This is a genomic window from Paenibacillus camerounensis, assembly GCF_000723885.1.
Taxonomy (GTDB): Bacteria; Bacillota; Bacilli; order Paenibacillales; family Paenibacillaceae; genus Paenibacillus_AQ; species Paenibacillus_AQ camerounensis.
The window spans coordinates 19,832-32,498 of the sequence record NZ_CCDG010000118.1; the positions used below are offsets into that span (position 1 = coordinate 19,832).

Here is a 12,667-nt window from a genome sequence, read left to right on the forward strand (position 1 = left end):
GAAAGGGAATAGAACTTACAATGAAATTTGCCGTGCTTGATTTTGAAACTACGGGAACCCAATCTGTGGGTGAGATCATCCAGGTTGGCCTTGCCATTATAGAAGAAGACCGGACCGTCTCCCGGGTATATGGGTCCTACGTCAAGCCCGGAACACCGATTCCTCCTTTTATTACAGGCCTGACCGGCATTACCGATGATGATGTTGCGGATGCGCCGGAGCTGGATGAGATGATGATGGAGCTGGTCCCGCTGCTCGATGATGTTGTGCTTGTAGGGCATAATGTCGCCTTTGATTTTCACTTTTTACAGAATGCTCTGGACCGCTGCGGTTATCTGCCTTTTCAGGGAAGAATTCTCGATACGATTGATTTTCTCAAAATATGCTTTCCGTCGCTCTCCACGTACCAGCTCGGTGCAGTCAGCGCGCATTTCGGTCTGACACATGACCGTCCGCATCAGGCGGACAGCGATGCGCTTGCTACAGCGCTTGCGCTGCTTAAATGTCTTGATGAACTGTACAGCCTGCCGCTGCTGACGATTCAGCGGCTTAATGAGCTGTTTGCCGGTGAGGACAGCGATTTGGCCTGGTACTTTGACGGACTGCTGCACGAGCGGGAGATGGAGACCTTTCAGCCGGAGGGTGAGCTGACGTTTCACCGTCAGCTGGCGCTGGCTGTCGGTGATTGGGCAGAGCTTGCTCCGCCCCGTGAGGAGGGTTCAGGCAGCCCTCTGGAGAATGTATCCTTTGAGGACTATATGTCCGAGGTAACGGTCCGCCTGAAAGATACGCTGCCGCAGTATGAGGCGCGTGAGGCGCAGGAGATTATGATTGGTGAAGTAAAGACCGCCCTTCAGGAGGAGAAGCACCTGCTGATTGAAGCAGGCACCGGAACCGGCAAATCGCTGGGTTATCTGCTGCCGGCAATTTATCACAGTGTGCGCACCGATCAGAAGGTAATGGTCAGCACACATACTATCAACCTGCAGGATCAGCTGCGCGAGCGGGATATCCCTCTCCTGACCACAGTGGTTCCGTTCCCGTTCAAGGCTGCCGTCTTTAAAGGAAGAGGGCACTATTTGTGTCTGCGCAAGTTTGAACATAAAATAAATAACAAAGACTTCGTGAGCACCAGAGAAGAATCGCTCACTGCAGCGCAAATGCTTGTGTGGCTTACCCAGACACAGTCAGGCGACGACGAGGAGCTGAATCTAAGCGGCCGGGGCGGCGATTTCTGGGAGAGCGTCGCCAGCGACACTGATTCCTGTCTGGGCCGGGCCTGCCCATGGTTCCGGAAATGTTATTATCACCGGGCCAAGCATGAAGCGGGCATTGCCGATGTAGTTATTACGAATCATTCCAAGCTGTTCGCAGATGTGAAGGCCGGGCATCAGCTGCTGCCTGCCTACGAGCATCTTATTATTGATGAGGCACATCATCTGGAGGATGTGGCCGGTAAGCATCTGGGTATGCAGATGAAGTATTTTACTGTAGCCCATACACTCACGCGGCTGTATAAGGACAGTAAGAACGGCCAGCTGCCGGCGCTGCGCCAGACTTTGCAGTCTTCAGGAAGCGAGCAGGCTTCCGAATGGAGCAGCGTCATTGACCGGATCTATCCGGATCTGCTGACCGTCAAGGAGACATGGGATGTGCTGAGCGACAAGCTGTTCGGCCTGCTGCCTGACCGAAGTGATGCGGCAGCCGGAGAGGCGGGGCAGCTGGTGTCACGGCTGCATCCGGGCAAAAAGCCGAGGGACTGGGAAGAGCTGTCCGCACTGGAGAATACGCTGAATCTCTGCCTCAGCGACATCATCCGCAGAGGCGATAAGATGCTCAGTGAGATGCGTGATACCGACAGCCAGTCATCCTCGGACAGCCTGGTTACCGACATCGGCGGATTGTTCAAGGACCTGACGTCCATCCGGGAGCAGATCCGCTTCTTCATGGGTCTTAATGACGAGAACATTGTTTACTGGATGGAGGGCAGCAGCAACTACCGCGGCAAATCCCTGCAGCTGTATGCTGTTCCGGTGGATGTCAGCACCCAGCTCAAGGAGCTGTTCTTCGATAAGAAAAAGAGTATAACCTTGACCTCGGCCACGCTGTCTGTGGATAAGTCCTTCCAGTTCATGATTGATAATCTTGGTCTGGGTGAAGCCGCGCAGCAGGACAGGCTGATGACGGCGCTGCTGCCTTCACCGTTTAATTACCGTGAGCAGGCACTGCTCGTTATTCCGCGTGATTTCCCAAGTATTAAGGGCAGTGTGGGGGATGCGCGGTTTGTTGACAAGCTTGTGCATTCGCTGGCAGAAGCGGCAATTGCAACGAGAGGACGCATGCTGGTGCTGTTTACTTCTTATAAGATGCTGAGGCAGGTCTATGATCCGCTTAAAGAAGCGTTGTCCTCTGAGGATATCGCCGTACTTGGACAAGGAATTGAAGGAGGCAGCCGCAGCAAGCTGATCCGGCGGTTCCAGGACAGTCCGGCAGCCGTACTTCTGGGCACAAGCAGCTTCTGGGAAGGCGTGGATATTCCAGGTGATGCTCTTACCTGTCTGGCTATTGTGAGACTTCCGTTTCAGCCGCCTAACCACCCGCTTGCAGAGGCCAAGTCAGAGCTGCTCCAGGCACAGAAAAAGAATCCGTTCATGAAGCTGTCGGTTCCCCAGGCGGTTATCCGCTTCAAGCAGGGCTTCGGCCGGCTGGTTCGTACCGCTCAGGATCGGGGAATTGTCATTGTATATGATACCAGGGTAATCGAGTCTTACTACGGAAAGTATTTCCTGTATTCGCTGCCCGGACCCAAGATGGAGCATATGCTGACCGACCAGATGGTTCCGAGAATTGAGGAATGGCTGGAAGGCGGCATTTCATAAAGACTTTGCGTCATTATCTATTTATTGTCCAGAGACCGCTCCGTCTCCCGTTGATTAATAAGGGGACGGATGCGGATTTCATACACATCTGAGCAACATCAGAGCAAGACTAAATTTAGGAGGAGAATACATGAAATCGGACAAAATATCAGAGGCTGTCGTACGCAGGCTCCCTGTGTACCTGCGTTTCCTGAATGATCTCCAGAAGCGTGAAATTGCAACCGTTTCTTCCCAGGAGCTGGGACAGAAGCTTGATCTTAATCCGGCTCAGATCCGTAAGGATCTGGCTTATTTTGGTGATTTCGGCCGGAAGGGCATTGGCTATGATGTGTCTTATCTGATCGAAAAAATCCGTCACATCCTCAAGCTTGACCAGCAGATCAACGTTGCACTGGTAGGAGCCGGTAACCTCGGCCATGCCCTTTCAAATTACAATGCCTATCTTAAGGATACAATGAAGATAACAGCCATTTTTGATTCCTACGCTCCTAAAGTGGGACAAAAGATCAACTCTCTGACCGTTCAGCCGATGGAGGAGCTGGGCCGGACCATCCGTGAACAGGGGATCCGGATCGGCATTATTACGGTACCCGACAGCGAAGCGCAGAATGTTGCTGATATTTTGGTGGAATCGGGCATTGAAGCCATTCTTAACTTTGCGCCGGTTATTCTGAAGACCCCGCCGACAATCCGTATTCATGCAGCTGATTTTACTACGGATCTGCAGAGCCTTGCCTATTATTTGCATGACGGAAAGGACGAAATAAGAGATGAGCAGCAATAAAACCATAATCTTGAACGGCCGGTTTCTTGTACCGGGCTCGCTTAAGCCTGTCTTGAGCGGTTACATGACTATAGAGGATGATCTGATCACATACATAGGGGAAGACAAGCCTGCAGCCGAAGAGGGTGTTCTGAGTGTTGACGGCAGCCGCCTGCTATTTATGCCGGGACTGGTCAACACCCACGGCCATGCGGCGATGTCGCTGCTGCGCGGGTATGGTGACGATATGGTGCTTCAGACCTGGCTGCAGGAGAAAATGTGGCCGATGGAAGCGAAATTTACCGGTAATGATGTGTACTGGGGAACAGCACTGTCTGTCCTGGAAATGTTAAAGGGCGGAACCACAACCTTCCTTGATATGTACGATCATATGGACCGGGTGGCAGAGGTTACGGAGCTTTCCGGCATCCGTGCAGTACTGATGCGCGGAGCGATCGGCCTGTGTCCTGAAGATGTGCAGAATCAGAAGCTGGCAGAAGCTGTAGAATTCGCGCGCAGCTGGCACGGTAAGGCGGACGGCAGAATTACAGCTATGCTCTCACCGCATGCGCCGTACACCTGTCCTCCGGATTTCTTCATGAAATTTGTACAGGCAGCCCATGATCTGGATCTGCCGATGCATACACATATGTCTGAGACACGCCATGAAGTAGAACAGAATGTCGCCGATTACGGGCTTCGTCCTGTGGCACATCTGGAGAAGCTTGGTATGTTCACCCGGCCTTCCCTGATTGCCCATGGCGTTCATCTGAATGATGAGGAAATCGAGATTCTGGCGAAGTACAATGTCGGAGTATCTCATAACCCTGGCAGCAACCTGAAGCTGGCGAGCGGGGTTGCCCGTGTGCCGGAACTGCTAAAGGCGGGAGTCAAGGTTTCACTCGGCACCGACGGGGCAGCCAGCAACAACAATCTGGATATGTTCGAAGAGATGCGGCTTGCCGCGCTGATCCACAAAGGCGTCAGCGGTGACCCGACAGCTGTTCCTGCACCGGAAGCGCTGCTGATGGCAACGGAATACGGGGCCTCCTCCATCTATCTGGCTAATGTGGGCCGTCTGGCTGCAGGCATGAAGGCAGACTTTATTGCGATTGACATTGACCAGCCGCATCTGCTTCCTCATTCCGACCTGCTCTCCCACGCTGTATACTCAGCAAGTGCAAAAGACGTGGCACATGTCTGGGTTAACGGCAAGCAGGTTGTGAAGGACGGCCAGTGCCTGACACTGGATGAAGAGGAGATCCGCCGTAAAGCGCAGGAGACTTTCGAAAGCCTGCTCAGACGGTAAGAGGGTTAGTTATAAGCGGTGCTGCCGTTATTGATACAGAGGTTATATAGAGGAAAGGGAGCTGTACTTTGAGGAAAAGGAAAAAATGGCTTCCGCTGGCGGTCGGCGCGGTACTGCTCCTTTTGTTCGGACTCGGGCAGTTCTATGCCTTTATAATGAAGGACCAGTGGGCTGAGCGCAGCGCAGCCAAAGAAGTGGCCAGAGCCCGTGCAGGACTGACTGAAGTGACCAAAGCGCAAAAGTCTGTCTGGGATGAGAACTCAGCCTATTGGGTGCTTACGGGCACCAATGAAGCAGGCACCAGACTGATGGTATGGGTCCGTTTTACACTGGACGGCAAGCCGGCAGGAGGCGACAACGATGTGTATGCGGCTGAGCTGGCCGGCGGCACTTCCGAGCAGCAGATGAAGGACCGGCTTGCTGCCGAGCTGCCCGGTGCCGACATCCGGCGGCTCCTGCCCGGCGTATTTAACGGGGAGTATGTGTGGCAGGTCTTTTACAAGCAGGAGGGCCGGTACTATTACCGGTTCTACCGCTTTGCCGATGGTACGGCCATCGGGGACGGCTATAGTCTGCCTAGTCAATAAGAAGGCGGACTATACTGGAATATGCTTTGTGTGATATACAATTGATATGTTATTTCTGATGATTATAGTATATCTATAGCAATGCAGATAAGACGGAATTCTAAACAGAATATACCTGAAATCACAAATAAAAGACATGAATGAGCTCATCATTCATGTCTTTTTTGCCGATATGAAAAAGAAGCAACAAAGTAACATCCAATAATTAGTACCGAAAATTTTAAATATATTCACATTTTTTTGCGGAATCGTATATACACCTGTGATATACTAATGCTTGTACTTAAGACATGCGAAAGAGCACGCCGGATTATGAAAAACGCTAGACATGCTATCTTAATCTATTATATATTGATTGGCTTACATCTGAGAGGAGGACGTTTCTTGAAATTACGTCTTATGCCTGTACTGTTAACGTCTCTGCTGTCTGCTGCGCTGTTATTTGGAGGCTGGTATGCCTACCGCCAGTTCGCTGTGCAGGAGCCGCTCCAGAAGATTGTATCATCCTATGAAGGAGTCAATGAATCACATATTAGTATTAACCGCAATGAAGTCACTTTGAAACTTGAGCTTGAGCCGGGAACCAAATTGCGTGAGCTTGTGCAGTATGTGAATACAGAAGGCAAGTCGGCCATGGGCGGCCGGATGCTGAAGCTAGATGTTGACCAGAACTCAAGCCAGCTGCTGGATGATTACTGGGAAAAGGCGATGTTTTCGGTCGCAGAAGCGATGGAAAGCCGCAAATATACCTTGATTCCGGCTAAGCTTGACGGACTCAAAACACAAAATACAGAGTATAAAGACGTGATAGCTACAACAGAAATTGATGATAATAACGTCTACGTGAGCCTGAGTGACGGTAAACAGAGCAAATTTATCATTTTACCGCGGGTTCCCGGGTCGATGGGAGTGTGGAACAATGCCTAAGTACTGGAAGGAAGTCCTCGCCGGTTTTGCGCCGGTCCTGCTGATCTTTATGGCTTTTGTCGGAATTAATATTGTTCCGGTGATTATTGCTGCCGGTATGGTTGCCGCTCTGCTGGTGATTGCCCATCTGCGCGGCGGATTGACTGTTAATGCCGGAGCAGACAAGAAGCGTAAGAAGAACGGACCGTCTAAGCTGACCTTTGAAGAGATTGGCGGACAGGATAACGCAAAGCAGGAGCTGCGCGAGGCGCTTGACTTTTTGATCCGGCATGAGGAGATCAGCAAGTTCGGCATCCGCCCGCTCAAAGGGATTCTTTTGACAGGCCCTCCGGGAACAGGGAAGACACTGATGGCTAAAGCCGCGGCTCATTATACCAATTCCGTATTTGTGGCAGCATCAGGCAGTGAGTTTGTAGAAATGTACGTAGGTGTCGGTGCCGGACGTATCCGTGATCTGTTCAAGGATGCCCGTACACGTGCTGTTAAGGAAAATAAGCAGAGTGCCATTATTTTTATTGATGAGATTGATGTTATCGGGGGTAAACGTGAAGGCGGACAGCAGCGTGAGTATGATCAGACGCTGAATCAGCTGCTGACGGAGATGGACGGGATCTATAACAGCGATACACCGCGTATTCTGCTGGTAGCGGCAACGAACCGTAAAGAAATGCTGGATTCCGCACTGCTGCGCCCGGGCCGCTTTGACCGTCACATCCAGGTTGATATGCCTGACAAGAAAGGCCGTAAGTCGATTCTTGATCTTCACGCCAAGAACAAGCCGCTGCATCCGGCTGTCGATCTGGACAGAATTGCCGAGGAGGCTTACGGCTTCTCCGGTGCACAGCTGGAAAGTGTCATGAACGAGGCTGCCATTTATATGATGCGCGAGAATTTGACCCAGGTTGAGCAGCGGCATCTGTCCTCCGCGATTGATAAGGTCATGATGGGTGAGAAAACCGACCGCGAAACCAACCAGGAAGAAAAACGCCGGGTCGCGATCCACGAGCTGGGGCATGCGATTATGGCAGAGCTGCTGCGTCCGGGAAGTGTAAGCCAGGTAACGCTGACTCCGCGGGGACAGGCGCTCGGTTATGTACGGCACAATCCGCAGACAGAGCAGTACCTGTATACTAAGGATTATTTGGAGCATCAGATTATGATTGCGCTTGGCGGCGCGGCCTCTGAGGAAATGTATTACGGGGGGCGCAGCACAGGCTCACGGGGTGATTTTGACCAGGCTCTTAATATTGTAGAGACTATGATGAAATCCGGCCTCACTTCACTGGGTATTGCAAATCTGCAAATGGTTACCACAGAAGAGCTTATGAAGGAAAACAGTAAAATACTGGATGATCTTATGATTCGTACTCGTGATCTGCTGGAAGATCAACGGAACATCTTTGATTACTCCCTTGACATCCTTATGAAGGAAGAAGTCCTCTCCGGAGAGCAATTTCGTTGTCAATTTCGTGACAGTGTAAAATTACCGGCATAAATATTTATGCCGGTTATTTTTTTTTACTTTTCAGACATGCTAAGATATTATTATATGTCGTGCTACATATTTTTTTCGACAGACAAGGTACAATACAAAAGTATAGATACCTGAAAGGATGGAGGCTTTTAAATGAAGTTTAAAAAAATTGGTGTCATCGGCGGTGGCACAATGGGTCAAGGGATTGCTGAAATGCTGGCAGCCAAAGGCCTGGATGTATTACTAGTGGAGAAAAATGCTGAAAGACTGGACTACTCCTACGAAATGATCGAGACAAGCCTCGACAAACAGCTGGAGAAATGGGCTATTACCCAGGCTGAGAAGAAGCTGATTCTGAGCCGTATCCAGAAAGTGACACATTTCGCCGAGCTCAGCTCCTGCGATATGGTCATCGAAACGATTACTGAAGATCTGGAAGATAAGCAAAAAGTATTTAACCAGCTTGACCAGGTATGTCCAAGCCATATCATCCTGGCCAGCAATACGTCTACACTTAGCCTTACTGAGCTTGCCAGCTCTACAATGTATCCAGAGCGTGTTATCGGTATGCATTTCATCCATCCTGTCGGCAAGGTGGATCTCGTTGAAATCGTGCGCGGCCTGAAAACTTCGGAGAGCACTTTCGAAGATACCAAAACCTTTGTCGATGAAATCGTTGAGAAGAAGGGCGTTATGATCTACGAATCCCCGGGATTTGTAACTTCACGCCTAATTTGCCTGTTCATTAACGAAGCTATGCATGTTCTGCAGGAAGGTGTCGCTTCGCCTGAAGATATCGATGATGCTATGCGTATCGGCTACCAGTTCCAGCACGGACCGCTTGAAATGGCTGACCGCTTCGGTCTGGATTCTGTACTTGCCGCACTTGAGAACATGTTCCGTGAATACGGCGAGCTTAAATACCGTCCGTCCACGATTCTTAAGAAAATGGTGCGTGCAGGACAACTGGGTGCGAAATCCGGAGAAGGCTTCTTCAAGTATGACAAGGATGGTGACCGTATATGAACGTTTTAGTAATTAACTCCGGCAGTTCCTCTCTGAAATATCAGCTGTATAATATGACGGATGAGTCCGTTCTGGCTAAAGGCCTGGTTGAACGTATCGGGATGGATTCCTCCATTCTGACCCACAAGCCGACCGGTAAACAGGAAGTAACCGAAGTCAGCGAAATTCTTGAGCACAACACTGCTATCCGTAAAGTGCTCGCCTGTCTGACTGACAGTGTACACGGGGTAATCAGCTCTATTGAAGAAATCAATGCTGTGGGCCACCGTGTAGTGCACGGGGGCGAATTTTTCAAAGAATCATCCTTGGTTAGCGGCGATGCTAAATCGAAGATCCGTCAATTGTTCGACCTTGCTCCGCTGCACAACCCTGCTGCAGTAATGGGGATTACAGCAACTGAAATCAATATGCCGGGTGTTCCTCAGGCTGTTATTTTTGATACTGCGTTCCACCAGACTATGCCTGAAAAAGCTTATATGTATGCCATTCCTAGAGTGCTGTACAACAAATACAAAGTCCGCCGCTATGGCGCACACGGTACCTCCCATGACTTCGTAAGCAAAGCTGCTGCCGAGTATCTGGACCGTCCGCTCGGAGACCTCAAGATCATTACCTGTCACATCGGTAACGGTGCCAGCGTAACCGCGGTTCAGGGCGGCGTTTCTGTAGACACTTCGATGGGGATGACTCCGCTTGAAGGCCTGATGATGGGCACACGCAGCGGTGACCTTGATCCGGCTATCGTTCCTTATGTCATGAATAAGGAAGAGCTGTCTGTCGGTGAAGTCAACTCCATGCTGAACAAGCACAGCGGCCTGCTGGCTATTTCCGGCGTGAGCAGCGACATGCGCGATATTATTGACGGGGCTGAGAAGGGCGAAGCTAATTCTACGCTTGCTTTTGAAATGTACGAATACCGTCTGCGCAAATATATCGGTTCTTATGCAGCAGCTATGAACGGTGTGGATATTATCGTCTTCACAGCAGGTGTCGGCGAGAATGCCTCACTGCTGCGTGAACGGGTACTGAACAATCTGACGTTCCTGGGCATCGAGCTGGATGCTGAGGCTAACAAAGTACGTTCCGGCGATCCGCGCCGCATCTCCACAGCTGATTCCAAGGTGCAGGTGCTGGTGGTTCCGACAAACGAAGAGCTTGTCATTGCCCGCGATACTTATCGTCTGGTGCAAGGAATTAACGGCTAAATTAGAGGAGAGATCTTAGGCATGGCTAACAAAAGTGTGATCAAGAATGTGAATGAGCATGTGGGAGAGAGTGTTGTCATCGGTTGTTGGGTAAACAACAAGCGCTCCAGCGGTAAAATTCAATTCCTGCAGCTTCGTGACGGTACAGGCTATATCCAGGGTGTTGTGGTGAAATCAGAAGTGCCTGAGCAGGTATGGGATGATGCTAAAAGCCTCACCCAGGAAAGCTCCCTGTATGTAACGGGCATTATCCGTGAAGAGCCGCGCAGCCAGTCCGGATATGAAATGACGGTTACCGGCATTGAAGTGCTGCATCTCACTGAGAATTATCCGATTACCCCTAAGGAGCATGGCGTTGACTTCCTGATGGATCACCGTCACCTCTGGCTTCGCTCCTCGAAGCAGCGTGCGGTACTCGTTATCCGTGCGGAGATTATCCGTGCGATTCAGCAGTTCTTTAACGAAAATGATTTCACCAAGGTAGATCCGCCGATCCTGACACCAACTTCGGCTGAAGGAACCACCAATCTGTTCCATACAAAGTATTTCGATGAGGATGCCTACCTGACACAGAGCGGACAGCTGTATATGGAAGCTGCAGCAATGGCGCTTGGCAAGGTGTATTCCTTCGGACCAACCTTCCGTGCAGAGAAATCCAAGACCCGCCGCCATCTGATTGAGTTCTGGATGATCGAGCCGGAAATGGCCTTTACTGACCATGAAGAAAGCCTGAAGGTACAGGAGGATTTCATCAGCTTTATCGTTCAATCCGTACTTACGAATTGCCGCGCCGAGCTTGAAGCGGTAGGCCGTGATGTATCCAAGCTGGAGAACATCAAAGCACCGTTCCCGCGGATTACTTACGATGATGCTATTAAATTTCTGAATGACAACGGTCATGAAATTGCCTGGGGCGATGACTTCGGTGCTCCGCATGAAACAGCGATTGCCGAAGTCAACGATAAGCCGGTATTCATTACCCATTATCCGGCTTCCTTCAAAGCATTCTATATGAAACCGCACCCTGAACGTCCTGAGGTTGTACTCTGTGCAGATATGATTGCACCTGAAGGCTACGGCGAGATTATCGGCGGATCGCAGCGTATCGATGATCCGGCATTACTGGAGCAACGTTTCAAGGAGCATAATTTGTCGAAGGACACTTACAAGTGGTATATGGATCTGCGTACCTACGGCTCCGTGCCTCACTCCGGCTTCGGGCTGGGCCTTGAGCGTACAGTAGCCTGGATCTGCGGTCTGGATCATGTGCGCGAAACGATTCCGTTCCCTCGTACACTGTACCGTTTATATCCGTAAATAAAGTGAAGGGAGCAGAAGTATGGACGGCAAAGGATGGAATGCCTGGGGTGAAGGTGCAGCGTTCGGCCTTCAGCACGGGATGGCCGTCATTCCTTATGCACTCTTAAAATATTACCGGAAGCTGAATCTGAGCAGTGATGAAACGATGCTGCTTATCCATCTGCTGTCTTTCCGGCAGGTGGAGGGCATTGAGTTCCCGTCGCTGGAGGACTTGCAAAGTGTGACCGGACGCAGTATCTCCGCAATAGCAGGAGAACTGCAGAAGCTGATGAAGGAAGGCTTTATCAGCATTGATGGAGCCAATGACGAGCTTAGGAATTTACATTACGAGCAGTACAATTTTACCGGGCTATTTAATAAGCTGGGCAACGTCCTTGCTGAAGCTGCACAAGAGGCGGCTGATGGCAGAAGTTCCGCCTCCCAGCATTCTGGACATACTGTTACCCGGATTGCCGGGAACTCCACTGCGGCTGCAGAGCCGGAGAGCCGCAATCTGTTCAGTATATTCGAGAAGGAATTCGGCCGGCCGTTATCCCCGATGGAGTGCGAGACCATCTCCGGCTGGGTGGATCAGGACCGGTATCCGGAGGAGCTGATTCTGCTGGCACTGAAAGAATCCGTCTTTGCCGGCAAGGTTCATTTCCGTTATATCGACCGTATCCTGCTGGAATGGTCGCGTAACCGGGTGAAGAATGCCCAGGACGTCAAGAATTATAACCAGAAATTCCGTGGCGGCGGAAGATGACGGTGCCTTATGTGAAGCCTGCCCGCTTGGGAAACCAAGTCCGGCAGGTTTTTTTGCGTGTTGCAAAGGTACCTGCAGACGGCGATTACCGGATGTATATCAAGAACCACGCTGCTCAAGAGGCACATTTTCGTATAATTCTGGATGAGCCGCTTACAGGCCCGCTGGTTTGATTGGAATCTTATATAGAGCCGGCTAATAAAAACGCCCCCGACAGTCATCTTTGAGGATGCTGACGGGGGCGTTGCTGGTTATCACGGCGGTGTTGAATACTGTGCTGGTGCCGTTTAGATGTATTATGTGCAATTAAAACAGCGGATTCTATAACCACTCGCCTTTTAAGTGTACTTTATACAGCTATAATTTCGGAATGTAGTGATTTAAGCTCATTTAGGCTGCTTTAGTTGTATGGAGGAGACAATTTCATAATTC

General features: G+C 50.6%; 10 protein-coding genes. All 10 read left to right on the forward strand.

From position 1 onward, the window contains the following. Positions 1–20: 20 nt before the first annotated feature. The 10 genes from dinG to BN3772_RS29760 all read left to right on the forward strand — a co-directional run bounded on the left by dinG (position 21) and on the right by BN3772_RS29760 (position 12,235). Positions 21–2,879, forward strand: coding sequence for an ATP-dependent DNA helicase DinG (dinG, locus tag BN3772_RS29715; protein ID WP_042204312.1), 2,859 nt, complete (start codon positions 21–23; stop codon positions 2,877–2,879). Between the two features lie 130 nt (positions 2,880–3,009). Continuing rightward, complete coding sequence (locus BN3772_RS29720) at positions 3,010–3,663, forward strand: redox-sensing transcriptional repressor Rex (protein ID WP_042178137.1); 654 nt, start codon at positions 3,010–3,012, stop codon at positions 3,661–3,663. Next, positions 3,650–4,951, forward strand: a complete 1,302-nt coding sequence (locus tag BN3772_RS29725; protein ID WP_042204315.1) for an amidohydrolase — start codon at positions 3,650–3,652, stop codon at positions 4,949–4,951. Before BN3772_RS29720 ends, BN3772_RS29725 begins: the two co-directional genes overlap by 14 nt. A 68-nt stretch (positions 4,952–5,019) precedes the next feature. Next, the gene (locus BN3772_RS29730; protein WP_042204316.1) at positions 5,020–5,538 is read left to right on the forward strand and encodes a cell wall elongation regulator TseB-like domain-containing protein; all 519 of its coding nucleotides are present in this window, start codon (positions 5,020–5,022) and stop codon (positions 5,536–5,538) included. Positions 5,539–5,922: 384 nt separating this feature from the next. After that, the gene (locus BN3772_RS29735; RefSeq protein WP_042204318.1) at positions 5,923–6,465 is read left to right on the forward strand and encodes a hypothetical protein; all 543 of its coding nucleotides are present in this window, start codon (positions 5,923–5,925) and stop codon (positions 6,463–6,465) included. Further along, on the forward strand, positions 6,458–7,960 hold the full coding sequence (locus BN3772_RS29740; RefSeq protein ID WP_042204320.1) for an AAA family ATPase: 1,503 nt from the start codon (positions 6,458–6,460) through the stop codon (positions 7,958–7,960). The genes BN3772_RS29735 and BN3772_RS29740 overlap by 8 nt, the downstream gene beginning before the upstream one ends. Before the next feature lie 132 nt (positions 7,961–8,092). Continuing rightward, a complete protein-coding gene (locus tag BN3772_RS29745; RefSeq protein WP_042178124.1) occupies positions 8,093–8,965 on the forward strand; it encodes a 3-hydroxyacyl-CoA dehydrogenase family protein in 873 nt (290 codons plus the stop codon). Continuing rightward, positions 8,962–10,170: an acetate/propionate family kinase gene (locus tag BN3772_RS29750; RefSeq protein ID WP_042204322.1), complete on the forward strand. Its 1,209-nt coding sequence runs from the start codon at positions 8,962–8,964 to the stop codon at positions 10,168–10,170. The genes BN3772_RS29745 and BN3772_RS29750 overlap by 4 nt, the downstream gene beginning before the upstream one ends. Before the next feature lie 21 nt (positions 10,171–10,191). Further along, the gene (gene asnS / locus BN3772_RS29755; RefSeq protein ID WP_042204324.1) at positions 10,192–11,487 is read left to right on the forward strand and encodes an asparagine--tRNA ligase; all 1,296 of its coding nucleotides are present in this window, start codon (positions 10,192–10,194) and stop codon (positions 11,485–11,487) included. A gap of 22 nt (positions 11,488–11,509) precedes the next feature. Further along, positions 11,510–12,235: a DnaD domain-containing protein gene (locus BN3772_RS29760; RefSeq protein ID WP_042204326.1), complete on the forward strand. Its 726-nt coding sequence runs from the start codon at positions 11,510–11,512 to the stop codon at positions 12,233–12,235. Positions 12,236–12,667 lie beyond the last annotated feature (432 nt).

What these genes read in the sequence shown, in the direction of transcription:
- dinG (WP_042204312.1), top strand. Translation starts at nt 21, where the DNA reads ATGAAATTTGCCGTGCTTGATTTTGAAACTACGGGAACCCAATCTGTG.
- BN3772_RS29720 (WP_042178137.1), top strand. Translation starts at nt 3,010, where the DNA reads ATGAAATCGGACAAAATATCAGAGGCTGTCGTACGCAGGCTCCCTGTG.
- BN3772_RS29725 (WP_042204315.1), top strand. Translation starts at nt 3,650, where the DNA reads ATGAGCAGCAATAAAACCATAATCTTGAACGGCCGGTTTCTTGTACCG.
- BN3772_RS29740 (WP_042204320.1), top strand. Translation starts at nt 6,458, where the DNA reads ATGCCTAAGTACTGGAAGGAAGTCCTCGCCGGTTTTGCGCCGGTCCTG.
- BN3772_RS29745 (WP_042178124.1), top strand. Translation starts at nt 8,093, where the DNA reads ATGAAGTTTAAAAAAATTGGTGTCATCGGCGGTGGCACAATGGGTCAA.
- BN3772_RS29750 (WP_042204322.1), top strand. Translation starts at nt 8,962, where the DNA reads ATGAACGTTTTAGTAATTAACTCCGGCAGTTCCTCTCTGAAATATCAG.
- asnS (WP_042204324.1), top strand. Translation starts at nt 10,192, where the DNA reads ATGGCTAACAAAAGTGTGATCAAGAATGTGAATGAGCATGTGGGAGAG.
- BN3772_RS29760 (WP_042204326.1), top strand. Translation starts at nt 11,510, where the DNA reads ATGGACGGCAAAGGATGGAATGCCTGGGGTGAAGGTGCAGCGTTCGGC.